The 21,789-nt window shown below is 63.6% G+C and carries 26 protein-coding genes; 13 read left to right on the forward strand and 13 right to left on the reverse strand.

From position 1 onward, the window contains the following. The first annotated feature begins 7 nt into the window (after positions 1-7). Genes GYA94_RS05085 through ureG form a run of 6 tightly spaced genes read left to right on the forward strand, consistent with a single transcriptional unit; the run spans position 8 to position 4,412 of the window. The gene (locus tag GYA94_RS05085; RefSeq protein ID WP_009685462.1) at positions 8-325 is read left to right on the forward strand and encodes an urease subunit beta; all 318 of its coding nucleotides are present in this window, start codon (positions 8-10) and stop codon (positions 323-325) included. Continuing rightward, positions 322-2,025, forward strand: coding sequence for an urease subunit alpha (ureC, locus tag GYA94_RS05090; protein WP_009685461.1), 1,704 nt, complete (start codon positions 322-324; stop codon positions 2,023-2,025). Before GYA94_RS05085 ends, ureC begins: the two co-directional genes overlap by 4 nt. A 10-nt stretch (positions 2,026-2,035) precedes the next feature. Further along, a complete protein-coding gene (ureE, locus tag GYA94_RS05095) occupies positions 2,036-2,539 on the forward strand; it encodes an urease accessory protein UreE (RefSeq protein WP_161891912.1) in 504 nt (167 codons plus the stop codon). An 18-nt stretch (positions 2,540-2,557) separates the two neighbouring features. Continuing rightward, positions 2,558-3,103, forward strand: coding sequence for a HupE/UreJ family protein (locus GYA94_RS05100; protein ID WP_009685459.1), 546 nt, complete (start codon positions 2,558-2,560; stop codon positions 3,101-3,103). Further along, on the forward strand, positions 3,103-3,777 hold the full coding sequence (locus GYA94_RS05105) for an urease accessory protein UreF (RefSeq protein WP_161891913.1): 675 nt from the start codon (positions 3,103-3,105) through the stop codon (positions 3,775-3,777). The genes GYA94_RS05100 and GYA94_RS05105 overlap by 1 nt, the downstream gene beginning before the upstream one ends. Before the next feature lie 11 nt (positions 3,778-3,788). Then, entirely contained in the window at positions 3,789-4,412 is a 624-nt protein-coding gene (gene ureG / locus GYA94_RS05110; protein ID WP_009685457.1) for an urease accessory protein UreG, read from the forward strand. A 54-nt stretch (positions 4,413-4,466) separates the two neighbouring features. Here the strand turns inward: ureG and GYA94_RS05115 are convergent, their stop codons facing one another. The 10 genes from GYA94_RS05115 to mcpP all read right to left on the reverse strand — a co-directional run bounded on the left by GYA94_RS05115 (position 4,467) and on the right by mcpP (position 15,332). After that, entirely contained in the window at positions 4,467-6,668 is a 2,202-nt protein-coding gene (locus GYA94_RS05115; protein ID WP_161891914.1) for an LTA synthase family protein, read from the reverse strand. A gap of 136 nt (positions 6,669-6,804) precedes the next feature. Beyond that, a complete protein-coding gene (gene fapF, locus GYA94_RS05120) occupies positions 6,805-8,085 on the reverse strand; it encodes a fibril amyloid transporter FapF (RefSeq protein WP_054912286.1) in 1,281 nt (426 codons plus the stop codon). A gap of 46 nt (positions 8,086-8,131) precedes the next feature. Then, complete coding sequence (fapE, locus tag GYA94_RS05125) at positions 8,132-8,884, reverse strand: fibril amyloid subunit FapE (protein ID WP_009685454.1); 753 nt, start codon at positions 8,882-8,884, stop codon at positions 8,132-8,134. 45 nt (positions 8,885-8,929) lie between these two features. Next, positions 8,930-9,610 (reverse strand): fibril amyloid maturation endopeptidase FapD, encoded by a 681-nt coding sequence (gene fapD, locus GYA94_RS05130; protein ID WP_009685453.1) that lies wholly within the window; start codon positions 9,608-9,610, stop codon positions 8,930-8,932. Between the two features lie 61 nt (positions 9,611-9,671). Further along, positions 9,672-11,120 carry an amyloid-like fimbrin subunit FapC gene (fapC, locus tag GYA94_RS05135; protein WP_029884822.1) on the reverse strand — a complete coding sequence of 483 codons (1,449 nt, stop codon included), beginning with the start codon at positions 11,118-11,120 and terminating at the stop codon, positions 9,672-9,674. Between the two features lie 50 nt (positions 11,121-11,170). Next, entirely contained in the window at positions 11,171-11,749 is a 579-nt protein-coding gene (gene fapB, locus GYA94_RS05140; protein ID WP_110675939.1) for a fibril amyloid subunit FapB, read from the reverse strand. A gap of 1 nt (position 11,750) precedes the next feature. Further along, positions 11,751-12,191 carry a functional amyloid chaperone FapA gene (gene fapA, locus GYA94_RS05145; RefSeq protein ID WP_009685450.1) on the reverse strand — a complete coding sequence of 147 codons (441 nt, stop codon included), beginning with the start codon at positions 12,189-12,191 and terminating at the stop codon, positions 11,751-11,753. Positions 12,192-12,490: 299 nt separating this feature from the next. Next, a complete protein-coding gene (locus tag GYA94_RS05150; RefSeq protein WP_110675941.1) occupies positions 12,491-13,048 on the reverse strand; it encodes an AAA family ATPase in 558 nt (185 codons plus the stop codon). After that, on the reverse strand, positions 13,045-13,611 hold the full coding sequence (gene pnuC / locus GYA94_RS05155) for a nicotinamide riboside transporter PnuC (RefSeq protein WP_161891915.1): 567 nt from the start codon (positions 13,609-13,611) through the stop codon (positions 13,045-13,047). The genes GYA94_RS05150 and pnuC overlap by 4 nt, the downstream gene beginning before the upstream one ends. Positions 13,612-13,697: 86 nt before the next feature. Continuing rightward, entirely contained in the window at positions 13,698-15,332 is a 1,635-nt protein-coding gene (gene mcpP, locus GYA94_RS05160; protein ID WP_029884824.1) for a methyl-accepting chemotaxis protein McpP, read from the reverse strand. Between the two features lie 298 nt (positions 15,333-15,630). Here mcpP and GYA94_RS05165 point away from each other — a divergent pair, with 298 nt between their 5' ends. Both GYA94_RS05165 and GYA94_RS05170 read left to right on the forward strand, forming a co-directional pair. Beyond that, a complete protein-coding gene (locus GYA94_RS05165) occupies positions 15,631-16,461 on the forward strand; it encodes an undecaprenyl-diphosphate phosphatase (protein WP_110676005.1) in 831 nt (276 codons plus the stop codon). After that, positions 16,454-16,867: a DUF1294 domain-containing protein gene (locus GYA94_RS05170; RefSeq protein ID WP_110675946.1), complete on the forward strand. Its 414-nt coding sequence runs from the start codon at positions 16,454-16,456 to the stop codon at positions 16,865-16,867. The genes GYA94_RS05165 and GYA94_RS05170 overlap by 8 nt, the downstream gene beginning before the upstream one ends. Before the next feature lie 32 nt (positions 16,868-16,899). On the opposite strand, the gene GYA94_RS05175 is transcribed toward GYA94_RS05170, so the two are convergent. Both GYA94_RS05175 and GYA94_RS05180 read right to left on the reverse strand, forming a co-directional pair. Beyond that, on the reverse strand, positions 16,900-17,244 hold the full coding sequence (locus GYA94_RS05175; protein WP_009685444.1) for an MmcQ/YjbR family DNA-binding protein: 345 nt from the start codon (positions 17,242-17,244) through the stop codon (positions 16,900-16,902). 8 nt (positions 17,245-17,252) lie between these two features. Beyond that, positions 17,253-18,155, reverse strand: a complete 903-nt coding sequence (locus GYA94_RS05180; protein WP_110675948.1) for a LysR substrate-binding domain-containing protein — start codon at positions 18,153-18,155, stop codon at positions 17,253-17,255. Between the two features lie 133 nt (positions 18,156-18,288). On the opposite strand from GYA94_RS05180, the gene GYA94_RS05185 reads away from it, so the two are divergent. The 5 genes from GYA94_RS05185 to GYA94_RS05205 all read left to right on the forward strand — a co-directional run bounded on the left by GYA94_RS05185 (position 18,289) and on the right by GYA94_RS05205 (position 21,256). Then, positions 18,289-18,900 (forward strand): FMN-dependent NADH-azoreductase, encoded by a 612-nt coding sequence (locus tag GYA94_RS05185; RefSeq protein ID WP_009685442.1) that lies wholly within the window; start codon positions 18,289-18,291, stop codon positions 18,898-18,900. A 251-nt stretch (positions 18,901-19,151) separates the two neighbouring features. Further along, a complete protein-coding gene (locus tag GYA94_RS05190; RefSeq protein ID WP_110675952.1) occupies positions 19,152-20,036 on the forward strand; it encodes an EamA family transporter in 885 nt (294 codons plus the stop codon). A 131-nt stretch (positions 20,037-20,167) separates the two neighbouring features. After that, positions 20,168-20,488, forward strand: a complete 321-nt coding sequence (locus GYA94_RS05195; protein ID WP_161891916.1) for a YbjQ family protein — start codon at positions 20,168-20,170, stop codon at positions 20,486-20,488. A gap of 138 nt (positions 20,489-20,626) precedes the next feature. Then, a complete protein-coding gene (locus GYA94_RS05200; protein WP_003253897.1) occupies positions 20,627-20,815 on the forward strand; it encodes a hypothetical protein in 189 nt (62 codons plus the stop codon). Between the two features lie 129 nt (positions 20,816-20,944). Continuing rightward, positions 20,945-21,256, forward strand: coding sequence for a hypothetical protein (locus GYA94_RS05205; RefSeq protein WP_054904382.1), 312 nt, complete (start codon positions 20,945-20,947; stop codon positions 21,254-21,256). 45 nt (positions 21,257-21,301) lie between these two features. On the opposite strand, the gene GYA94_RS05210 is transcribed toward GYA94_RS05205, so the two are convergent. Continuing rightward, entirely contained in the window at positions 21,302-21,634 is a 333-nt protein-coding gene (locus GYA94_RS05210) for a hypothetical protein (protein WP_029884829.1), read from the reverse strand. Positions 21,635-21,789 lie beyond the last annotated feature (155 nt).

Raw genomic sequence — 21,789 nt, forward strand, 5'->3', positions numbered from 1 at the left:
ACGCCGCATGATCCCAGGTGAAATCCAGGTCGCCGCTGGCGACATCGAATTGAACAGTGGCCGCGCCACGGTCAGTGTCAGCGTAGCCAACCATGGCGACCGCCCGGTGCAGGTCGGCTCGCATTACCACTTCTACGAAGTCAACGAGGCGCTGGTGTTCGAGCGCGGGCCAACCCTGGGCTTTCGCCTGGATATCCCGGCCGGCACTGCCGTGCGCTTCGAGCCGGGCCAGGCCCGTACCGTGCAACTGGTGGCCTACGCTGGCAAGCGCGAAGTCTACGGCTTTCAGGGCAAGGTGATGGGCGCACTGGAGGGCAGGGCATGAGCCGAATTTCCCGCCAGGCCTATGCCGACATGTTCGGCCCTACCGTGGGTGACCGTGTGCGCTTGGCCGACACGGCGTTGTGGGTCGAAGTAGAGAAGGACTACACCGTTTACGGCGAAGAAGTGAAGTTCGGCGGCGGCAAGGTCATCCGCGATGGCATGGGGCAGGGCCAGATGCTGGCCGCCGAGGCCATGGACCTGGTGTTGACCAACGCGTTGATCATCGACCACTGGGGTATCGTCAAGGCCGATATCGGCATCAAGCACGGGCGTATTGCCGTGATCGGCAAGGCCGGCAACCCCGACGTGCAACCCGGCGTCAACATACCCGTAGGGCCAGGCACCGAAGTGATCGCCGCCGAGGGCAAGATCGTCACTGCCGGGGGGGTCGACTCGCACATCCATTTCATCTGCCCGCAGCAGGTGGACGAGGCGCTCAACAGCGGCGTAACCACCTTCATCGGTGGCGGCACTGGCCCGGCTACCGGAACCAACGCCACCACCTGCACCCCGGGCCCGTGGTACCTGGCGCGCATGCTGCAGGCTGCCGACAGCCTGCCGATCAACATCGGTTTGCTGGGCAAGGGCAACGCCTCGCGCCCTGAAGCGTTGCGCGAGCAGATCGCTGCCGGGGCGGTCGGGCTCAAGCTGCACGAGGACTGGGGCTCGACACCGGCGGCCATCGACTGTTGCCTGGGCGTAGCCGAAGAAATGGATATCCAGGTGGCGATCCATACCGACACACTCAACGAATCGGGCTGTATCGAAGACACGCTGGCGGCGATCGGTGACCGCACCATCCACACCTTCCACACCGAAGGTGCCGGTGGCGGCCATGCCCCCGACATCATCCGTGCGGCCGGGCAGGCCAACGTGCTGCCTTCCTCGACCAACCCGACACTGCCGTACACCATCAACACGGTGGACGAGCACCTGGACATGCTCATGGTCTGCCACCACCTGGACCCAAGCATTGCCGAGGACGTGGCGTTTGCCGAGTCGCGCATCCGCCGTGAGACCATCGCTGCCGAGGACATCCTCCACGACATGGGCGCTTTCGCCATGACCTCGTCCGACTCCCAGGCCATGGGCCGGGTGGGCGAGGTGGTGCTGCGCACCTGGCAGGTGGCGCACCAGATGAAGCTGCGCCGTGGCCCACTGGCACCGGATACCCACTACAGCGACAACTTCCGGGTCAAGCGCTACATCGCCAAATACACCATCAACCCGGCGCTCACCCATGGCATCGGCCACGAGGTGGGCTCGGTCGAAGTGGGCAAGCTGGCAGACCTGGTGCTGTGGTCGCCGGCATTTTTCGCGGTGAAGCCCGCCTTGGTACTGAAGGGCGGCATGATCGTCACCGCGCCCATGGGCGATATCAACGGGTCCATCCCTACGCCCCAGCCGGTGCATTACCGCCCGATGTTCGGCGCGTTGGGCGCAGCCCGCCATGCCACGCGCATGACCTTCCTGCCCAAGGCCGCCATGGACCGTGGCCTGGTCGAGCAATTGAACCTGCGCAGCCTGATCGGCGTGGTGGACGGGTGCCGCCGGGTGCGCAAGCCGGACATGGTCCACAACACCCTGCAACCGCTGATCGAGGTCGACGCGCAAACCTACCAGGTGCGTGCCGATGGCGAGCTGCTGGTCTGCGAACCGGCCAGTGAACTGCCGCTGGCCCAGCGCTATTTCCTGTTCTGAAGGAGCACCGATGATTGTCTTGACCCAGCGGATTACCGAACCCGGCGCACGTGCTGTCACGGGTACCGTCACCCTCGATGTGGACAGCCGCATCAAGAGCCGCCTGCGGGTGACGCTGGACGATGGTCGCGAAGCCGGCCTGATGCTGGAGCGTGGCCACCTGCTGCGTGGCGGCGAGCTGTTGGCCGATGCCGAGGGCATCCAGCTGATCCGCGTGCTGGCAGCGCCCGAGGCGGTGTCCACCGTGCGCTGTGACGACCCGCACCTGCTGGCGCGCGCGGCCTACCACCTGGGCAACCGCCATGTCCCGCTGCAGATCGAGCCCGGCCTGTTGCGCTTCCAGCACGACCATGTGCTGGACGAGATGCTGCGTGGCCTGGGCCTGACTGTCGAGGCCGAGCAGGCCCCGTTCGAGCCCGAAGCGGGTGCCTACCAAAGTGCGCCACACAGCCACAGCCACAGCCACGCTCACGGCCACGATCACCCGTTCGTGCGCTTGCCTGCCCATTCCTGAACTGCCCTGGAGCAACCGATGAAAAAGACTTTCGCCCTGTTTCTGCTGATGTTGGCCGTGCCGGCTTTCGCCCACCCCGGGCATGACAGCAACCCCTTGCATGACGGCCTTCTGCACCCGCTGACCGGGCTCGACCACCTGCTGATGCTGCTGGGCACCGGCGTACTGGCGGCGCTGACCCGGCGCAACCTGACCTTGCCACTGGCGACCCTGGCCGCGATGTTCGGCGGGGCGGTATGTGGGCATCTGTTCGGGGACGTGCTGGGCATGGAAACGCTGATCGCTGTGTCGCTGCTGGTGGCCGCAGGTGCCGTGCTGCTGCCTGGCCGGCAACAGCTGCTGGCCTTGGCGATGCCGGTGTTCGCGCTGTTCCATGGCTGGGCGCATGGCGTCGAGGCCACGCCAAGTGCGTTCTGGCAGTTCAGCGCCGGCTTTGTCACGGTCAGCGGGCTGTTGCTGGCCGCCGGCTTTGCGGTCGGTTGCCTGCTGCGCCGCCATGCTGGCTTGCAAAAAGCTTTCGGCGGTGGCCTGCTGGCCGGCGCCGCGCTGGTACTGGCCGGCTGATGGACAGCGATCTGGCGTTGCTGCGCCTGCTGCAACTGGCCAGCCCAGGCTTGCCGGTAGGTGGCTTCACCTATTCACAGGGCCTGGAGTGGGCCGTGGAGGCGGGCTGGGTAAGGGATGTGCACGGGTTCACTGCGTGGCAGCGTGAGCAGTTGCACGACACCCTGGTCGGCCTGGACTGGCCGGTGCTCGCCCGCTTGTACCAGGCCTGCCAGGCCGAGGATGCGCAGGCCTTCTCTCATTGGAGCCGCTTTTTGCTGGCCAACCGTGAAACCGCCGAGCTGCGCCTGGAAGAACAACAGCGCGGGGCGGCCCTGGCACGGCTACTCGACGGCTGGCAGCTGGGCCAGGCGCCGGCGTGGCGTACCAGCCTCGAGCTGACCCAGTTGGGCGGCATGGCCTGGTTGGCTGTGCACTGGGCCATCCCCTTGCGCCAATTGGCCCTGGGGCATGGCTTTGCCTGGCTGGAGGGCGCGGTCATGGCCGGCGTCAAGTTGGTGCCGTTCGGCCAGCAGGCGGCCCAGACCCTGCTGCGTGACCTGGCCACCGATTTGCCCGCAGCCATCGACCAGGCCCTGACCCTGGGCGACGACCAGCTCGGGGGTGGCCTGCCGTTGCTGGCCATTGCCTCATCGCGTCACGAAACCCAATACACCCGTTTGTTCCGTTCCTGAGGACTGCCTGCATGCATAGCTATCAACAACCCCTGCGCGTCGGTGTCGGCGGCCCGGTCGGCTCCGGCAAGACCGCACTGCTCGAAGCCCTGTGCAAAGCCATGCGCGATCACTACCAGATTGCCGTGGTCACCAACGACATCTACACCAAGGAAGACCAGCGCATCCTCACCGAAGCCGGCGCGCTGGAGCCGGAGCGCATCGTCGGGGTGGAAACCGGCGGCTGCCCGCACACGGCGATTCGCGAAGACGCCTCCATGAACCTGGCGGCGGTCGAGGCGCTGGCGCGCAAGTTCGGCAACCTCGAAGTCATTTTCGTGGAAAGCGGCGGTGACAACCTCAGCGCCACATTCAGCCCGGAGCTGGCCGACCTGACCATCTACGTGATCGACGTAGCCGAGGGCGAGAAGATTCCGCGCAAGGGTGGCCCGGGCATCACCAAGTCCGACTTCCTGGTGATCAACAAGACCGACCTGGCACCGTATGTGGGGGCTTCGCTGGAGGTGATGGAGCGCGATACCCAGCGCATGCGCCCACAGCGCCCATGGACCTTCAGCAACCTGAAGAAAGGCGAGGGGCTACAGGCAGTGATCGATTTCATTGTCGAACGCGGAATGCTGGGTGTGCGCGGTTAAACCGCCGCGCACACCCGCGTAGGCGGTGCCACGCACCGCAGAGCTGTCGCCTGTTCAGCCAGAATGGGCGATAGGCTCGTCACCCAGTTCCTCGGCTGCCTCTTCATCGCCAGGCAGCGCGGTTATCACGCTGAAGTCGCTGACTTCCACCTGGCCGCCGCCATAACCCAGCAAGTGGAAGGAAAACGCCTTGCGATCGGTCGGGTTGTCGAAGCGGAAGTCCATCTCCAGTGGCTGATCGGTGGTGACTTGCACCTCGGCAGGCAGGCCCAGCGGTACGTCCTGTTCCAGTTGCTTGGCCTTGAGCTGGATATAGGCCACGTGCCTTGGGTCCAGCGAGCGGACCTTGATGCGTACCCGGGTACGCGAGCCCCCTGGCATTTCCAGGTACTGGGCACCGATCAGGTTGTCGGCCCAATCATCCTGAATGCGCTTGCGCAGCCTGATCGGCGCAGGGCCGCCAAACTGGTAGCGCAGGTTCAGCGGCGTCTGCAGCAGCGACTGGTCGAGCACGCCGGCCAAGGCACCGATCTGCTGCCCGAGCAGGTTATCGCCGCTGCCAAGGTAGCGGGCCTGCCCGGCGATGAAGCCCTCACTGGCGTAACGCCGGCACCGTTGTTGAAAATCGCACTCGGTAAACACCCCTTGGCCGTTGTGGTAGCGCAGCATGCCGTTGGTGTAGGCGATCATTTCGCGGCCGGTGTCGTAGTCGCGGTACAGCGAGCGACCGCCCAGGGCCATGGGGATCGGCAGCGAGAAGTAGTCGAGCAGTGAAGCGGCAAGGTCGATGTGGCCATAAGTCCCTTGCTTGAGCCGTGGCAATTGGGCCTGCTCCGGGGCCAGGGTCAGGTTGAAGCCCCAGGAGGACGCCAGGCGCACACCGTCGATGCCATGCGACTCGTCGGAGGTCAGCACCACCAGCGTGTCCTTGAGTACACCCTGGCGTTCGAGGCTGTCGAGGAACGCCGCAACCGCGTCGTCCAGGTAGGCCACTGCCGCCTGTTTCGGCGTGTCGAACCGTTCGAGGTACTCCGCCGGCGCGGAATAGGGCTGGTGGGTACCGACGGTCAGCAACGTGAGCATCCAGGGTTTGTCCTGCTGCTGCAAATGGCCCACGTAGCTCAATGCGCCCTCGAAGAATGCGCGGTCATCCTTGCCCCAGGGGAAGTCCAGGTAGTTCTTGTTGGCAAACCACTCCAGGCCATGCACAGCCTCGAAACCGACATGCGGCATGATGCGGTCCTTGGCCATGAAGCGCAGGCCCGCACCTTGGAGGTAATGGGTGGTGAACCCGGCCTGGCGCAACTGCGCCGGCAGGCAGGCCTGGTTACGTTCGTTCTGGGTCAGCAGCTCAACGCCCTTGGGGGTGCCGTTGGCCAGCTTGTCGTAGTCGCCACACAGCATGGCGTACAGCCCACGAATGGTCTGGTGGGTGTGCAGTACGTAGTCCGGGGTATTCATGCCGCGCTCGGCCCACCTGCTGAGCTTGGGCATGAGCTCTTCGTCGAAGGGGCTGTTCAACGCCTGACGGTTGGGCCGCAGGTAAGCGCCGGGGATGCCTTCCAGGGTGATCACCAGCAAATTGCGCGCACGGCCCGGGCCGTCCAGCAGGCGTTGCCCGTGCAGGTCGGATTGCGTCAGGCCGGTGCTGGGCAGGGGGGTGAAGGGCTTGGAAGTGCCCAGCCACTCATCGGCCTGGCGCTGTACCTGGCCCACCCCGGCAGACAGCAATTGATGGCCCAGGTTGTATTGCCGCCATTGGTCGGCATCGGAAGGGGCCAGTTGCTGGCTGCCCCAGTGGGCGCCGAACAGCACGACCGGGATGGCCCAGGCCTTGCGCGGCAGCGCCAGGCCGCGCTGCGCACGGCCGCGCCAGGCAAGCACCAGCCAGGCCAGCAGGCCGCCACCCATCAGCCAGGGCAGCCAGGCATGGGCCAGGCCGCCGCCGGTGGAGTTTTCCATGAACTGCGGGTCGGCCAGGTAGGCCAGGTCGGCGCTGGTGGGCAAGCGGCCCACCGCGCTGACCAGTTCGGCCGAGGCGACCCACAGGGCCGCCCAGGCCAGCAACACCGGCAGCGCCAGCCACCACGGGCGGCGCTGCAGCAGTAACAGTAGCAGGCTGCCAATGGCGAGGTCTGACAGGTAGCCCAGTGGGTTGGACCAACCCAGCATGGCGCGCGCACCCAGTGGGATCACCAACAGCAGGCCTGCCAGAGCGGCAAGCCGGGCCTGTGGGTGGTCGGACAGGTTCTTCACAAAAACTTCCCTTTTGCCATTGAATCGTCATGAAACTGTGCTTAATGATAACAGGCGGGCGGGCGGGAAGGCGGGCGCTACAAGGGTGGTTACCAAAAGCCGGGCCCGTAGTCGCGGGCCCGGCTGATGGCGAGGTTCAGAAGTAGTAGGGGAATTTCAGACTGAAGGAAAAGTCCGGGGCGTCGTCGGTCAGGCCAATGGACAAGTTGGGCACGATGGTGAGGTTGTTGCTGGCGGCGAAGGTCAGGCCGATGTTGAAGTTGGCGGCGTTGTAGTCACTGTTGGAAATCGACTGCCAGTCACCGCCATCCGGTTTGATCTTGCTCTTGCGGGCAAACTGGTCCGACACCGAGAACGACATGCTCATCTTCTCGTTGAGCGCGAACGCGATGCCCCCGCCGATTTGCCAGGAGTCGCCAAGCTTGACGTCGCCCGGCACCTTGCTGTTGACCTGCGGGCTGATGTCGCTGAACGAGTCCTGCATGTTGTAGGTGTAGGACAGGCTGCCGAACAGCACGGCCGGGTCAAAGGTCTTGACCAGCGAGATGCCTGGGGTGATCGACCACACGCCGTTGCCCGTCGGCAGGCTGTCCGGTACCGCCAGGTTGTTGTTGCCGTCCACCTCGCGCAGCTTGATGCCATAGGGGTCCTTGCCGGTCGGCGCCTTGACCCGCAGGGTGGCCACGGCATCCGGCCAGGTTTCGTCTTCGTCGAGGAACTTGTAGGCCACGCCAACGTTGATATCGCCGATTTCCGGGTCACGCGTGACGGTGGCATCGGAGGTGGCCGCGCCCGAGCCGCCGGCACCGCCGGACGAGTAGGTGGATTCGCGGTACACCACCGGCACGTTGATGTCGAACTGCCAACGTTGCGCCAGGTTGTAGCGCGCGGTCATGTCCAAGGTCCAGTTGTCGGCCTTGATGCGGTCGAGGTTGATGCTGCCCAGGAAAATCGAGTCCAGCGCCAGGAACCCGTTGAGGGTCAGTGCACGGGTGTCGTAGTGGGTATAGGTCAGGCCGGTCTCGAAGCTGAACTTGCCGCCACCGAAGAAGCCGCTGGCCTCGTCATACAGGTTGGACACGCTCTGCGCCGGCTCCGAGTCGGCAGTCAGGGCCTGGCCATAGGAACTGCCGGTGGTGCCAGGGGCGCCGGACGCTACCGTCTGGCCACCCTTCACGCCTTCGGCAGGCGACTTGACCAGGCGTTTGGGTGGGGCCGCCGCCGGGGCTTCTTCAACCTGGCGCACGCGTTGTTCCAGCACCATCAACGCTTGCTGCTGGGCCTCATACCGGCGCTTGAGTTCGGTCAGTTCCTGCTTCAGTGCCTCGACCTGCGGGTCGGCAGCGGCATACAGCAATGTGGCCGGGGCCAGGGTAGTCAGACAAACAAAAGCCTTGAGCGTAAAAGATCGGTGCATGGAGTTGCCGTCCCTTCCAACTACTTTTGATGAGACTGAGCGTAGATCAGTATCCGAAAGTGCGAAGGCCTTTGAGCTGATCGAGGCTGCCATTGAGCGAAGCCGCTGTCGGCACGCTCTCGCGCATGACCACATTGAGGGAGGTGACATTGCTGACCAGGTTGCCGTTGCCCAGCAGCGTGGTGTTCTGCATCAGGCCGCCCTGGGCCAGGCGTTGCATGCTGCTGCCCTGGTTGTTGCTGGCGTTGATGTTCAGCTGCACGCCCACGCCGCTGGCCGATACGCTCAGCGAACCGGCGCCGTTTTCTGCATTTACGGTCTGGCCTGCGGCCAGCGCCTGGCCCTGCTGTTGCACCACCGGTGCCTGGTTGGCCTTGGTGACGTTGATGTCGACGTTGTTGTATGCGCCGTTGTTATCACCGGCGGCGCGCACTACCTGGGTGACGCCCTCGCTGGTGGCCAGCCCGGCACCGCCGGTCACGCTGCCGGTCCCGGGCGCAGCGGCCGCCCCAGCCGCGCTGCCGGTGCCTTTTTCATTGATCGTCGACACGTAGAATTGTGGCTTGATTGTCGACGCTTGCACCTGCAGGCTGCTGCTGGCGCCAATCACGTCGCCTTTGGCATTTTGCCAGGTGCTGCTCATGACGATGCCGAAGCTCACGATGCGCCCCGGCATCACGTAGCGACCACGCAAAGTTGCCAGTTCCTGGTCCTTCAATTCGATGGGTTTGAACGTTTCTGCATGAACCGGCAGGCTGGCAGCCAGGCAGGCCAATGCCAGCAGGAAGGGGTTGTTCATGGCGGGCTCCCGGGAGCGTCATGCTCCTTATCATTGGACGTTTCGTTAGAAGAAGTCGCTTTTGATGAAGCCAAAGTCCAGCAGCTCTGCGTCCTGCACCGGGGTGAAGTTGTTCACTCGACCCTTGGCGGTCAGCGGCAGAGGCGGGTCGAGCAAGACATTGTTCTTGTCATAACCCTGGCCGATCACGGCGAAGATGATGCCGTTCCAGCCCTTGAGGAAGTCGTCTACCTTGTAGCGCCTGTGGCCCAGCACCGGGTCACCGACATACACCCAGCCCTTGTCGACTTTCTGCATGACCACGAAGTGCTTGTAGCCACGCACATCCATCAACACCACCACCGGAATGCGCACGCTGTGCAGGGTATCGGGCGCTACACGGTAGCCGCGGGCACGCATGCCCAGGCTTTCCACGTAGCGCTTCATGTCGAGCATCGAAAAGCCCTGGGTGCGCACCAGGTCCTGGTCGGCGTGGGCCAGCATGCCTTCGATGATCTGGTGTTCGTCCACATCCAGCCAGTAGGCCTGGCGCAGGATGGTCGCCAGGGCAGCAGCACCGCAGCTGAAGTCGGTTTTCTGTTGCACCAGGTCGGCGAACTTGCGCTCGCGCACGCTTTGCAGGGGTTTGAACACCACGGCGCCGCCCGGCAATACCGCCAGCGGCATTTGTGCAGCTTCGCTCACGCTGGCCAGGCACAGCAAAAACGCCAAGGCGATAATGCGCATGATCGGATGCCTTCTTGTTCTGTTGAAGAAAGGCCCCCCGAAGGGGGCCTTGGTTGCAGCGTTAGAACGAGGTGTTGGAGATGGCCAGCGAGTTGCTCTGCTGGTTGCCTACACCGGCGGCCACGTTCACGCCCAGGTTGCCGCTGCCACCGTTGACCGAACCGCTAAGGGTTGCAGTGTTGGTAACAGGGTTGGCCCAGCCGGTCGGGGTCAGCACTTGGAAGGACACGGTATTGCTCAAGTCGTAAGCACTGCTTTCGCTGTAGCTCTTGGCGACGTCGTTGGAGGACTGATGCGATTGCTCGCCAGACTTGGAGAAGTCAGAGGCGGAAGCATTTTCGTACGAGGACTCATGAGACTTGGTGTACGAAGAATCGCGCGATTTGTCGTAGGAGGACTGGTGCGACTTGTCGTAGTTCGAGTCGAATGCCTTCTCGAAGGACGAGTCATAGGCACTTTCGTGCGACTTGTCGATCGAGGCGTTCAGCGAGGCGTTCAGCGAACCATCGAAGCTGCTGGTGCGCGAGCGTTCGCGGCGGCCGTCGTCGGTGGTGACCGTGCGGGTCGCGTCGGCTGCTGCAGCCAGGCTGGCGTTCAGGCTGGCACTGCTGGACGAGCTGTTGGAACCGCTGGCCGAACCGTTCATGCCCCAGCTGTTGGAACCGCTGGCGCTGGCACTGTTGGAGCCACTGGCGTTGGCGCTGCTCGAACCACTGGAGTTCCAGCCGCTGGAGCCGCTGTTGCTGGCGCTTTGCGAGCCGGCCACGCTGAAGCTCGACGACGCGCTGCGGTCGTCGCTCGAGTTGAAGGTGCCATCACGCGAGCTCGAGCCGCTGGCCGAAGTGGTGAAGGTCAGCGTGTCTACCCGGTAGGTGCGGTCGGCGCTGTTGTTCACCGTCAGGCCTGGGCCGGACTGGTTGGCGGAGGCGGTCGCCGTGGCGTTGCCCAATGGGGCGCCGGTGTTGGCGATGGCCATGGTGTTTTTCTGCTGGTTGAGGTCGCCACCGGCCACGTTGATGCCGATGTTGCCTTCAGCCCCGCTGGCCGAGCCGCTCATCAGCGCCGACGATTGCGTCGAGTAGTTGTCTACCCGGTTGCTGCGGCTGGTTTGCACCACGTCGGCCGTGGCGTTGGCCATGCCGAACACGAAGCTGTTGTCCAGGCTCGATTCGGAGCCGGCGTTGGCGATGGCTGCAGCGTTGTCCTGCTGGTTGCCGTTACCGGCCGCGACGTTGATGCCGACGTTGCCGCTGGAGCCGGTGCCCGAGTCGCTCATCTCGGCTTCGTTGATGGTGCCTTGGTTGGTGATGCGGTTGTTGGTACTGGTTTGAGTGTCCCAGGCATTGGCGGTTGCATACACCGGGATCTTGGTGGCAGGAGGCGTGTGCTGGCCATTATTGTTGCCATTATGGTAGTCACCGCGCCGGTCGTTTTGCCCAGCTTGTACAGCAACAGCCATGACCGCAGCAATTGCGAAAACCAGAGGCTTGATTGCCATCGAGGGTTTCATGGTGATTCTCCGTACTCTAGTAGGTTAAGTGTCGTTCTTAACTGAAAGGGTCAGTCCGCGACCCGGATGCTCAAGGTGTTGGCCATGCGGTTTCCCACCCCGGCACTCTGGTTCAACTGGATCACCCCACGGCTACCGGTGAAGGCCTGGTCACTGGTGGTGACCTGGCGATAGCCGGCTGGGATATCCGTTGCTCCGGAGTTGTTGAGCAGCGTCACGTTCTGTTGCATGAGGACGCTGTCGTCGATGCTTTGCGGTTGTGCGCCAATGCTGATGCGCATGGCATTGGCTTGCTGGGTGTTGGCGCCTGCGCTCTGATTCACCCCCAGGGCGCCGCTGCCATTACTGAAAGCGTTGCCCTGAATGGTCGCGCGGGCGTCCATCCTCGGGTCGGCGGGGGTGTTGAGCTGTTGGCGGATCTGGGTACTGGCGTTGGCCTCGGGGCCAACGGCGATGGCGCGGGCATTGGCCTGCTGCTGCTGGTCCCCGGCGGCCTGATTGACGCTGAGGTTGCCTTGGTAGCGGCTGCCGGAACTGTCGATGTCAGCGTTGTTGATGACCGGAACGGGGGACTGGGCGAAGGCGGGCGCACTGCACACCGCAGCCAGCATCAGCAGCATGTACTTCATCTCACTTGCCCCCGCCGGTCAGGATTTGCAGCGGCGCCAGGCCACGTTGCACGCTGGAGTTGACCATGTTGGCGATGCCGTTACCGGAACCACCGGTACCGCGGCCGCCGGCCAGGTTGGGCAACTGGTTCTGGTTGCCGAGGTTGCCGCCCAGGTTGTTGGTCTGCTGGGTGATCATGTTGCTGATGCCAGCGCCGCTGCTGATGGCGGCGAAGTCGCCGTCGCTCAGCTCGTTGGTCTGCTTGAGCACATAGGCAGAGGGGTTGGCGTTGACCGTGGTCGGATTGGGATCGGGCCGCAGGGGGGGCACGGTTGCGTTGCGCACCTGCACGTCGCGGGTGATGGTGATAATCCCCTTGTCGGCCTGCGCCGTCAGGCTCAGTGACCCCAGTACGCAGCCCATCAGCAAGGCGTGATAAAGGTGGTTGGCTGTTTTCCTCACGACGGCACTTCCTTCTTTGAGCGCTGGGCCTGATCAGCGATGCGAAGGACAGAGCAGAAGGTGTGCCGCTTTTTGAATTGGTATGAAAATCAGGCGCTTGGCGATGACAGCTAAGACGCAGGTGGGGTGTGGTGTGTCAGCCGTGAAACAGTTGCACACCGGCATGGCCGGGCGGGCCTGCTGTGGCGTCGCCGGAAGGGGGATTTCGCAGCGGTGTTTCACCCGCTTGACACTCACCCTGCTAGTGGAAGCAGCCGCCTAGTTTCGGGGGTTGTACCGCAGGGGGCTGTGTCAGTGGCTTAACACTCGGCAGGGCAGGCTGGCTTATCGCTATCAAGGAGCCTAGCCACCGCTTCCAGGGCCAACAACTGACGCTGTGGCCAACTCCCTTCAATTATCTGGTGGGGCTGGCCATGCTGCTGCAACCAGGCCCGGCTGTCTTCGAAAAAGCGTTGCCGATCGCGCACGTCCGGCTGGCTGCGCTGGCCGTCGGCGACCCATTCCACGCCCTGTGGGCTTAGCAAAAGATGCAGGTCGTAATGCCGGGCGAGCAGGGCCTGTTCCAGCCAGGCCGGGCAGTCGCCGAACAGGGCATGGCTCCAGAGCATGTTGCTGAGCAGGTGGGTGTCGAGGATCAGCAAGGGGGGCGCCTGCTCGCGGGCCTGGTCTTCCCATGCCAGCTGGCCACGGGCAATGCTGGGGATATCGGCGTAGCAGGTATCGCGGCGCTCCTGCTCGATGAAGTGACGCACGTATTCGGCCACCACCAAACCGCCAAAATGCGCCTGGATCACCCCGCTGAGCCAGCTTTTGCCGCTGGACTCGGGGCCGCACAGCACCAGTACTTTCGTACTCATGGCTGCACCAATGCCGGGTCTCGCCGCCATTCCAGCCAGCCGCGTACGGCTATGAGGGCCAAAACGGCGAACAAGCCTGCTGTGAAATACAGCTGCTGGTGCAGGTACAGGCCGACATAGAGGGTGTCGACCACCACCCAGAGGACCCAGCATTGCAGGCGCTTTTGCGCCATCCACAGTTGTGCCACCAGGCTGAAGCCGGTCAGGGTCGCGTCCAGCCACGGCATGGCGGCGTCGGTCCAGTGGGCCATGGCCGCGCCCAGGGCGGCACTCAGCAGCACCCCGACGGCCAGGCCGGCAAATAGCGCCGGGCCTTGCAAGCGCGAGACCTGGCGGGCGTCTTCAGCGCGGTCGGGGCGTTGCCATTGCCACCAGCCGTACAGTTGCAGGAGGGCGTAGGCCAGTTGCAGCAACATGCCCGAATACAGCTTCACCACATAGAACAGCCAGCCATAGATCAGCACCATGACCAGGCCGATCGGCCAGCACCAGGCGTTCTGCTTGACCGTGAGCCAGACAGCGATGACGCCGAGGACGGCGGCGATGAGTTCAAGGCCGGACATCGGCGATCCTTGGAGGCTGCGGGGAAGGGGCGCGATTGTAGCTGTTCGGCGGGCGAAGGTGTAGCCGCGCCCGCCGGCAGCCCGTACTACACGCGGAACTGGCGCAGTAACTGCTCCAGTTCTTCGCTCAACTGACCCAAGGCCACCCCCGCATCGCTGGACTGGCGCGCCGCATCGGCGGTTTGCTGGGACAGCCCGGCAGTGTCCAGTACGTTGCGGTTGATCTCTTCGACCACATGCGCCTGCTGCAGGGTGGCACTGGCAATGGACGCATTCAAGGCGGTGAGGTTGTTCAGCGCCTGGTTGATGGCGTCCAGGCTGGCGCCGGCCTCGCGGGCCTGTTCGACGGTCTGGCGCGAGGCCTCGCTGCTGGTGTCGATTGCCCGCACAGCGGCGTCCGACTGGCTTTGCAGGTGCTCGATCATGGTATGGATCTCGGCCGTGGACTGCGCGGTGCGCTGTGCCAGCAGGCGCACCTCGTCGGCGACCACGGCAAAGCCGCGGCCTTGCTCCCCGGCCCGGGCCGCCTCGATGGCGGCGTTCAGCGCCAGCAGGTTGGTTTGCTCGGCAATCGAACGGATCACGTCGAGCACGCCACCGATGCGCGTGCTGTGCCCGGCCAGGTCGCGGATCACTTGCACAGCCTGGTCGATGGTCAGGGACAGCCGGTCGATCTGCGCCAGGCTGCCGTGGATGGCTTGCTGGCCCTGTGTGACCTGCAGTTGGGCGCTGTGCATTTCCCCGGCAGCCTGTTCGGCCGTCTTGGCCACGTCCTGCACGGCGTAGGTCACTTCGTTCACGGCGGTAGCCACCTGGTCCATCTGCAACGACTGCTGGGCACTGCGCTGCTCGGCGGCCCCGGCATTGTCACCCACGTGCCCGGCCGACTGGGCCAGCGCATGGGCGGCCCCTTGCAATTGGCCGACCACGCCCTGCAGCTTGCCATTGAAGCGGTTGAAGTGTTCACCAAGGCGGGTGATTTCGTCGCGACCATGGGTGTCCAGGCGCCGGGTCAGGTCACTTTCACCACTGGCGATGTTGCCCATGGCCTGCACCGCTTCCTGAAGGGGGCGGGCAATGCTGCGGGCGATCAGCATCACCACCAGCGCCATCAGCAAGGCAATGCCCAGGCCTACCAGCGAGGCATCGCGCAACTGGCGGGCGAATTCGGCCTGCACGTCATCGACGTACACGCCCGACCCGATGATCCAGCCCCATGGCTTGAACAGCTGTATGTAGGAGGTCTTGGCCACCGGCTCGCTCGCCCCGGGCTTGGGCCAGCGGTAGTTGACCGGGCCCGCGTCGTGCTGGCGCGCCAGGGCGACCATCTCATTGAACACGGCAAAGCCGTCGGGGTCGCGGATGGCAGACAGGTCCTGGCCGTCGAGCTTGGGGTTGGTCGGATGCATGATCATCTTCGGCCCCAGGTCGTTGATCCAGAAATAATCGTCGTGGTCGTAGCGCAGCCCCCGGACAACTTGCAGCGCTTGCTGCTGGGCGGCTTCACGGCTGAGCGTGCCGGCTGCTTCCAGCCCTTGGTAATAGGCCAGTACCCCAGCAGCGGTTTCCACCACATGGCGGGTCTTTTCGGCCTTGGCCTGGTACAGGTCGCCGTGGATCTGGCGCAGCATCAGCAGCCCCAGCACCACCAGCATGGCCACCGCCACCACCAGGATCAGCCACAGGCGTTGGCTGATCGACATTGATCTCAAAGTGTTCATCCAGCCGCTCCCCCATTGTTCTTTTTATTCAGCTGCATCCAAGCACGGTTTGCAGCCACGCCCCACTCGACTAATGGCTAAGTGCTATCTTTGTCACAGTCTGCAGAAGGTTGCGTAACGAATTTGCAAAGGTGCTCTGACAGGATTTCGGCCGCGCAAGATGAAACCTTTAGCCGCCGTGAACTTTTCCACTGGCGCTGGTCCCAACAGTCGCTGTAAAAAGCCGGTCCGCGTGCGGCAATCGTCAATAGATCAAGAACAAGGAGCCTGCTGCGAGCAGCGCTCCACCGGGGGAATGATGGATTTTTGGACTGCCTTCCAGGCAATCATCTTGGGCGTAGTAGAGGGGCTGACGGAGTTCCTGCCTATTTCCAGTACCGGCCACCAGATCATCGTCGCCGACGTGATCGGTTTTGGCGGTGAACGGGCCATGGCTTTCAACATCATCATCCAGCTGGCTGCGATCCTGGCCGTGATGTGGGAGTTTCGCAGCAGGATCTGCGAAGTGGTTTTCGGCTTGCGCAGCCAACCCAAGGCACGGCGCTTTACCGGTAACCTGTTTTTGGCATTCCTGCCTGCGGTTGTACTGGGCGTACTGTTCGCCGACCTGATCCACGAGTACCTGTTCAACCCGGTCACCGTGGCGGCAGCGCTGGTGGTGGGTGGGGTGATCATGTTGTGGGCCGAGCGGCGCACGCATCGGGTAGAAGTTGACCATGTCGACGACATGCGTTGGAGCCATGCGCTGAAAATAGGCTTCGTGCAGTGCCTGGCGATGATCCCCGGCACATCGCGTTCGGGCTCGACCATCATCGGCGGGCTGCTGTTCGGTCTGTCGCGCAAAGCGGCCACCGAGTTCTCGTTCTTTCTCGCCATGCCGACCATGGTCGGCGCGGCCGTGTATTCGGGCTACAAGTACCGCCACCTGTTCCAACCGGATGACTTGCCGGTGTTCGCCATCGGTTTCGTCACGTCGTTCATTTTCGCCATGATCGCCGTGCGTGCGCTGCTCAAGTTCATTGCCAACCACAGCTATGCCGCGTTTGCCTGGTATCGCATCGTGTTCGGCCTGTTCATCCTGGCTACCTGGCAGTTCGGCTGGGTCAACTGGACCTCGGTTCATGGCTGAGCTGCGGCGTGCCGCGCCGCTGGACGGGGTACGCAACCTGCGCCTGAAACTGCTGGTGCTGGCCGTGTTGTGCGTGCTGCCAGGGCTGGGCGCGGCTCGCATGGCCTGGCTCGACCAGGCCTGGTGGCCATTGGCGCTGTACCCGGCGATGAGCCTGGTCAGCGTCATGCTGTACTGGCAGGACAAACACCAGGCACGTCAGCAGGCCTGGCGCACGCCCGAGAAAGTGCTGCATGCCAGCGAGCTGCTGGGTGGCTGGCCGGGTGCGTTGCTGGCGCAGCAGCTGTTCCGGCATAAGACGCGCAAGTTTTCGTACCAACTGCTGTTCTGGGCGATTGTGCTGTTGCACCAGGTGTTCTGGGCCGACTGGCTGTTTTTCGGTGGGCGCTTTCTGCCTTTAGGGTGAAGTGCGGTACCGAAGCGGGGGGGCAGGCGGTATTACAGCAGCAAACCCACCTGTAACCGCTTCGGTAACCGTCGCACCACCAGCTGGTGCGAACGCTGTAGCAAGTCACGCAATTCGTCCCGGCCCATGGGGTAGGGCGGCGCCATGCTGATCCAGCGTGCCCGTGCCAGGTAAGGCGCAGGTCGCACTCCAGGGCGGTCGCAATAGCCGAGAAACAAATCGTCGGCCACCTTGAACGACAGCCCTGCGCCGGCCAGGTCGAGTACCGCGAACATCTTGTTGCCGGCCACCGAGAACACCCGGATACCGCCCCACTTGTAGTCTTCCTGGGCACCCGGCAGCTCCAGGCAGAATGCCGCTACTTCGGCTTCGCTCATGTTCGCGTTCATACGTATCGCTCCCCACACGCCTCGAACGAAGCTGCCAGGTGGTCGATCCATACCCGTACAGCCGGCAACAGGCCGCGCCGGTGCGGGTACACCGCCTGCAGGTAGCCACCTGGCAGCGACCACTCAGGCAGCAGGCGTACCAGCTCGCCGCGTTCCAGCTCCGCCTCGCAAAACATGCTGGGTAATGCAGTAAAGCCCAGGCCAGCCCGTACAGCGGCATTACGTACTACGAAATCGTCGATCGCCAGGCGCGGCTCCAGGGCCAGCTCCTGTTGCTTGCCGTTGGGGCCCAGCAGGCGAAAGTGCACCAGCCGGTCTGCCTCGGCGGCGCCCAGTACCGGCAACGTCGCCAGTTCGGCAGGGTCGCGGATGTGGTCGGCGAAGCCTGGGGCGGCAACCAGCTGCATTTGCGCCTGGCGCAGGCGGCGGGTGACCAAGGCCGGGTCTTCATCGCCCAGGTCGCGCACGCGCAGGGCAACGTCGATACCTTCGGAAATCAGGTCCACCCGGCGGTTGAGCAGTACCATGTCCAACTGCACCAGCGGGTACTGCTCGAGAAAGCGGCTGATCACCTGCGGCAGAAACGCGTGGGCCAGCGCCACGGGGCAGGACACACGCAAGCGCCCGCGCGGTTCGCTGCTCATGCTGGCCACCGTTTCATCGGCGGCTTCGGCCTCCAGCAGCATGGCTTGGCAGTGATGCAGGTAGCGCTCGCCCACTGCGGTGAGTTTCAACTGCCGGGTAGTGCGCTGCAGCAGGCGGGTGCCCAGGCGCTCTTCGAGCTCGGCGATGCGCCGGGACAAGCGTGACTTGGGAATGCCCAGCTGGCGCCCCGCTGCAGCAAAACCGCCGGCTTCCACTACGCGGGCGAAATAGAAAAGGTCATTGAGGTCTTGCATGAACAGGTCTCATTGTTCCACTCATGAGACAAACTAACGCATTTTCTGCGGCTTATCAGTCATTAATCACTCCGGTAGGATTCTGCCCATCGTGATCGCCAAGAGATGCGGTCTTCATTCACAGGAGAGTCCCATGAAACTGTTGCACATCGATTCGAGCATCCTGGGTGACAATTCCGCATCCCGCCAGTTGAGCCGCGAGGTGGTCGAAGCCTGGAAAGCCGCAGACCCGAGCGTTGAAGTGGTGTACCGCGACCTGGCTGCCGATGCCATTGCACACTTCTCTGCTGCCACGCTGGTAGCCGCTGGCACCCCGGAAGACGTACGCGACGCCGCCCAGGCATTCGAGGCCAAGCTCAGCGCCGAGACCTTGGAAGAATTCCTGGCCGCCGACGCCGTGGTGATAGGCGCGCCGATGTACAACTTCAGCGTGCCGACCCAGCTCAAGGCCTGGATCGACCGCGTGGCCGTGGCCGGCAAGACCTTCCGCTACACCGAGGCGGGCCCCGAGGGGCTTTGCGGTAACAAGAAGGTAGTGCTGGTTTCCACCGCGGGTGGCCTGCACGCTGGCCAGCCAACGGGTGCTGGGCATGAAGACTTCCTCAAGGTGTTCCTGGGCTTCATTGGTGTCACCGACCTGGAAATCGTGCGCGCTCACGGCTTGGCCTACGGCCCGGAGCAGCGTACGCAGGCGCTTGACGCCGCACAGGCGCAGATCGCCAATGAGCTGTTTGCAGCGGCCTGATGCACAGCATAAGGCTTGCAAGGCTCAGGTGCCGGCAAGTCCGCGCTGCTGATCGTGCCCTGCTCAAGGGCACTGGAAACCCGCGAATACGCAGTGTTCGCGGGTTTTCTGCGTTATGCATCAACGTTACAGGTTGACGCAACAGTCGGACTGTTGCGCCAGCCTAGGCCACAACTGTGCTGGTCCTCTTCAGAGTTATAGCCTTATGCTGTAACGAAATATGTCTAGAACGCCTGAAGAAGGAAGCTGCCGTGCCGCTCAAGGACCTGCTCATCGCCCTGGTGGTGATTGTTGCCTGGGGAGTCAACTTTGTAGTCATCAAGGTTGGCCTCGACGGCTTGCCGCCGATGCTGTTGGGGGCACTGCGCTTTTTGCTGGTGGCGTTTCCCGCGGTGTTGCTGGTCAGGCGCCCCAAATTGCCCTGGCGCTGGCTCATCGCCTACGGCGCAACTATTTCTCTGGGCCAGTTCGCCTTTCTCTTCCAGGCCATGTACAGCGGCATGCCACCAGGGCTGGCTTCGCTGATTCTGCAATCGCAGGCATTCTTCACGCTCGGCTTCGCGGCGTTGTTCCTCGGTGAACGGCTGCGCCTGGCCAGTGTGCTGGGGCTACTGGTGGCGGCCAGTGGCCTGGCCCTGATCGGCAGCGAAGACGGTGGCCACGTGCCGATGGTGGCGCTGCTGCTGACATTGTGTGGCGGGGCCATGTGGGGGCTGGGCAACATCATTACCCGGCGCTTTGGCTCGGTTGACCTGGTGGCGCTGGTGATCTGGGGTGGGTTGATCCCGCCGTTGCCGTTCCTGGCGTTGTCCTGGTGGCTGGAAGGCCCAGAGCGTATTGGCCATGCGCTTGCCAACATCAGCCTCAGCTCGGTGCTGGCGCTGGCATACCTAGCTTTTGTCGCCACCATGATCGGCTACAGCCTGTGGAGCAAGCTGTTGTCGCGCCACCCGGCCGGTAAGGTCGCGCCTTTTTCGCTGCTGGTGCCGGTGATCGGCTTGAGTTCGTCGGCATTGCTGCTGGGCGAACGGCTGACCGCAGTTCAGGGCTGGGGCGCCGTGTTGGTGATGGCCGGGCTGCTGGTGAACGTATTCGGCGCGCGGATCGGCCAGCGCTTGCGTGCGGCCAGCGCCTGACAGGAGGGTAGTGGGGGGCGTGGTGACGGCTGAAGCGTTGACCGGGTGGTAAGGCCCCATTGCCGGTTGCTCAGGTGCGGCTCTGTTAGACTCGGCCTCATTGTTCGAGACCAGGCCAACGGAGCGTTTGCATGATCATTTCCACTACCAGTCAACTTGAAGGCCGCCCGATTGCCGAATACCTCGGCGTGGTCAGCGCCGAATCGGTCCAGGGCATCAATTTCGTCCGCGATTTCTTTACCCGTGTTCGCGACGTGCTGGGTGGTCGCTCGCAGACCCTGGAAAGCGCACTGCGCGAGGCCCGCGAGCAGGCCACCGAAGAGCTGCAGGCGCGCGCCCAGCAGTTGCGAGCCGACGCGGTAGTCGGTGTGGATTACGAGATCAGCATGCCTTCGGTACAAGGCGGCATGGTCGTCGTGTTTGTCACCGGCACCGCAGTACGTCTGCGCTGAAGGCCGGTTTGCCACTGGTCGGCTGCCTGGGGTTTGCCCGACTGGTCTGTAAATGACCGGCTAGTCTCACATTTACAGGCCGCGTCACTTGGCAACTTTTCTGGTTGCCGGCGCGTTGCCGCTGAAGGGAGACAGGGCATGAGCGAATCTTTTTTCGAAGACCTTAACGATGCGTTTCCGATCAACAGCCAGGTGCGTTGCGGCCAGGCGGCATTCCGGCTGGGGTTCGCCCACATGACCCTGGATGATTCCGAGCAGCTGCAGCCTGCCCATCTGCAGCGCAGCAAAAAGGGCCGCTTCATGCCGCGGGTGCCGCTGAAGAAGTAACCCCGCGCTGCCCGACGGCGGACTTTTTATGGCCATTCGTTGACCCGCCTCATGAAATGATTGGGTAACACTCGCCGGATCGCCAAGCCTGTGCTTTGCTGACGCCACATTCGAGCAACGGAGGACTGGATGCTCATGCGCGTCAGGGAAGAGACTTATTGGCACTGGGCGGACGCCCAACTACACAGCCGCAGCCACGACGAAGCGCTCAGCGATGGCACCACATTGGATGTGCAGGTGCGCTTGTCGCGCCTGGGCGCAACGCAATTGTTCCTGGGGTTGTATGCCGGGGATGGGCGGGCGCTGGTGGAGGAGTACTACCCCGCGCGGCCGGGCGAGACCATGACCCGTGCCATGGTTTGGGGTGTCGACCGCGCCAGGGCCATGGCGACAGGGGCATTGCCGTTGCCGCCCGCCCGCCGCCAGCGGCGCCAGGCATGAAAAAGCCCGGCCTGTTCAGGCCGGGCTTTGCTAACGGTGGCAACCTCAATTGAGCGGTTCGATCACCTTGACTGCCTGCTGCTCACGGGCAGCGGGCCATTCCTGTTGCAGGGTCTGCAGCACACGGCCAACGAACTCGGTGTCGGCGGCGGCCTTCTTGCCAACGTAGCCTTGGCCACGACGGTAGACCTTGAAGCGGGCACGCATGCTGGGCAGGTGCTCTTCAAATTCAGCTTCGACGGTATTCGGTGGCAGGCGATCGAGGCGCACTTCACCGGTTTGGCTGACCCACAGCAGGTGGTCGTCGAGGCTGTCTTTGCGGCCGGCGAACAGCTGGGCCAATTGGTCGATGGTCGGATTGTTGTTCAAGTTCATCATAAAGCCCCCATTACCCATTCGTAGGTGATTTTCACAGTTGGCGCTACCACGGTGTAGCGCACTACCAACGCTGCTACAGCAGCATCGCAACAGGGGCTTTCTCACGCTGCCTTTTGGACAGTTTCCCGCTCCACGAACGGCCCGCGTTACCGCGC

The organism is Pseudomonas juntendi (assembly GCF_009932375.1).
Classification (GTDB): Bacteria; Pseudomonadota; Gammaproteobacteria; order Pseudomonadales; family Pseudomonadaceae; genus Aquipseudomonas; species Aquipseudomonas juntendi.

What these genes read in the sequence shown, in the direction of transcription:
- GYA94_RS05085 (WP_009685462.1), top strand. Translation starts at nt 8, where the DNA reads ATGATCCCAGGTGAAATCCAGGTCGCCGCTGGCGACATCGAATTGAAC.
- ureC (WP_009685461.1), top strand. Translation starts at nt 322, where the DNA reads ATGAGCCGAATTTCCCGCCAGGCCTATGCCGACATGTTCGGCCCTACC.
- ureE (WP_161891912.1), top strand. Translation starts at nt 2,036, where the DNA reads ATGATTGTCTTGACCCAGCGGATTACCGAACCCGGCGCACGTGCTGTC.
- GYA94_RS05100 (WP_009685459.1), top strand. Translation starts at nt 2,558, where the DNA reads ATGAAAAAGACTTTCGCCCTGTTTCTGCTGATGTTGGCCGTGCCGGCT.
- GYA94_RS05105 (WP_161891913.1), top strand. Translation starts at nt 3,103, where the DNA reads ATGGACAGCGATCTGGCGTTGCTGCGCCTGCTGCAACTGGCCAGCCCA.
- ureG (WP_009685457.1), top strand. Translation starts at nt 3,789, where the DNA reads ATGCATAGCTATCAACAACCCCTGCGCGTCGGTGTCGGCGGCCCGGTC.
- fapF (WP_054912286.1), bottom strand. Translation starts at nt 8,085, where the DNA reads ATGCACCGATCTTTTACGCTCAAGGCTTTTGTTTGTCTGACTACCCTG.
- fapE (WP_009685454.1), bottom strand. Translation starts at nt 8,884, where the DNA reads ATGAACAACCCCTTCCTGCTGGCATTGGCCTGCCTGGCTGCCAGCCTG.
- fapD (WP_009685453.1), bottom strand. Translation starts at nt 9,610, where the DNA reads ATGCGCATTATCGCCTTGGCGTTTTTGCTGTGCCTGGCCAGCGTGAGC.
- fapC (WP_029884822.1), bottom strand. Translation starts at nt 11,120, where the DNA reads ATGAAACCCTCGATGGCAATCAAGCCTCTGGTTTTCGCAATTGCTGCG.
- fapB (WP_110675939.1), bottom strand. Translation starts at nt 11,749, where the DNA reads ATGAAGTACATGCTGCTGATGCTGGCTGCGGTGTGCAGTGCGCCCGCC.
- GYA94_RS05150 (WP_110675941.1), bottom strand. Translation starts at nt 13,048, where the DNA reads ATGAGTACGAAAGTACTGGTGCTGTGCGGCCCCGAGTCCAGCGGCAAA.
- pnuC (WP_161891915.1), bottom strand. Translation starts at nt 13,611, where the DNA reads ATGTCCGGCCTTGAACTCATCGCCGCCGTCCTCGGCGTCATCGCTGTC.
- mcpP (WP_029884824.1), bottom strand. Translation starts at nt 15,332, where the DNA reads ATGAACACTTTGAGATCAATGTCGATCAGCCAACGCCTGTGGCTGATC.
- GYA94_RS05165 (WP_110676005.1), top strand. Translation starts at nt 15,631, where the DNA reads ATGGATTTTTGGACTGCCTTCCAGGCAATCATCTTGGGCGTAGTAGAG.
- GYA94_RS05170 (WP_110675946.1), top strand. Translation starts at nt 16,454, where the DNA reads ATGGCTGAGCTGCGGCGTGCCGCGCCGCTGGACGGGGTACGCAACCTG.
- GYA94_RS05175 (WP_009685444.1), bottom strand. Translation starts at nt 17,244, where the DNA reads ATGAGCGAAGCCGAAGTAGCGGCATTCTGCCTGGAGCTGCCGGGTGCC.
- GYA94_RS05180 (WP_110675948.1), bottom strand. Translation starts at nt 18,155, where the DNA reads ATGCAAGACCTCAATGACCTTTTCTATTTCGCCCGCGTAGTGGAAGCC.
- GYA94_RS05185 (WP_009685442.1), top strand. Translation starts at nt 18,289, where the DNA reads ATGAAACTGTTGCACATCGATTCGAGCATCCTGGGTGACAATTCCGCA.
- GYA94_RS05195 (WP_161891916.1), top strand. Translation starts at nt 20,168, where the DNA reads ATGATCATTTCCACTACCAGTCAACTTGAAGGCCGCCCGATTGCCGAA.
- GYA94_RS05200 (WP_003253897.1), top strand. Translation starts at nt 20,627, where the DNA reads ATGAGCGAATCTTTTTTCGAAGACCTTAACGATGCGTTTCCGATCAAC.
- GYA94_RS05205 (WP_054904382.1), top strand. Translation starts at nt 20,945, where the DNA reads ATGCTCATGCGCGTCAGGGAAGAGACTTATTGGCACTGGGCGGACGCC.
- GYA94_RS05210 (WP_029884829.1), bottom strand. Translation starts at nt 21,634, where the DNA reads ATGATGAACTTGAACAACAATCCGACCATCGACCAATTGGCCCAGCTG.